Source organism: Helicobacter pylori SA221C, from assembly GCF_000476855.1.
GTDB lineage: Bacteria > Campylobacterota > Campylobacteria > Campylobacterales > Helicobacteraceae > Helicobacter > Helicobacter pylori_DK.
Genome location: NZ_CBPT010000041.1, coordinates 1 through 552 on the forward strand (window position 1 = coordinate 1; position 552 = coordinate 552).

Consider the following 552-nt stretch of genomic DNA (forward strand, 5'->3'; position numbering starts at 1 on the left):
GGTGCTTATTTCATTATTAGCGTTCGTTTTAGCAAGTGTAATCGCTTCAAGGCTTTCGGTTTTGTTAGCGGTTATTTGATTGTTAGCGTTTTCTCTAGCCTGGTTTAAAAAGATTTGATAGCTCGTTAAAAGCTTTGTAGTGGTTTCTATCAATTGATTTTCTAGCTTTTTAATCTCGCTTTTAATGTTTTCAGCGTTAGCGTTTAAGATGCTTGTTACTTCTTGCTCGTTCTCACGCATGCTAACATTGAAATCATTAAAAAAGCTCTCGTATTCTTTCATTTTAGCTTTTAAGCTCTCGCCGGCGTTATTCAGCCATTCAATGGAGTTTCTCAAACTGCTATCAATCTCGTTGGCGTTTTTGAAAAAATCCAAACTCAAAAGCACCTCTAAAATCCTAACGATGCCTTTAAGGCTTAGTTCCACTTGCTCGGTAAAAAGGCTATTACCTTTTAAAGCGCTTTGTAATTGCTTTAATAGTTCGTTAGTGATTTCTTTCACTTTGGGCTGTTCGGTAATCTCTAAAACGCTATTAGGCAAATTAGGGTAATT

1 protein-coding gene is annotated in these 552 nt (G+C 36.2%); it reads right to left on the reverse strand.

The genetic code is table 11. The annotated features are described in order from the left end of the window. The coding region (locus QU01_RS07870) for a hypothetical protein (RefSeq protein ID WP_080248409.1) at positions 1–552 on the reverse strand (552 nt) is incomplete at both ends.